1 protein-coding gene is annotated in these 262 nt (G+C 58.8%); it reads right to left on the bottom strand.

What is annotated here, in order from left to right:
* Window positions 1-262 (bottom strand): DHH family phosphoesterase (locus ACPYOI_RS36435; RefSeq protein ID WP_481424225.1); only part of this gene is annotated, 262 nt, incomplete at both ends.

Here is a 262-nt window from a genome sequence, read left to right as displayed (position 1 = left end):
AAACTGGTGGAGCCGCAATCGACTGTTGCGATCAGAGTTGCACCATTGTCGATGAGCTGGTTGATGGCGTTGGGATTGGGGCCGTAGCCTTCGAAGATGCGATCGGGGATGTAGATGCTGGCCGAAACGCCGAAATGGGTCAGGAAGCGATAGAGCAGCGCTGACGAGGCGGCACCATCGACATCATAGTCTCCGAAGATCGCGACGGTCTCGCCCGCCTTAATCGCGCGCAGGAGGCGCTGAGCCGCCTTCTCGCAATTAG

Source organism: Rhizobium sp. SVR5-2C (assembly GCF_056755115.1).
The sequence above is the reverse complement of the archived record's forward strand: the minus strand, read 5'-3'. Positions and strand labels throughout refer to the sequence as shown.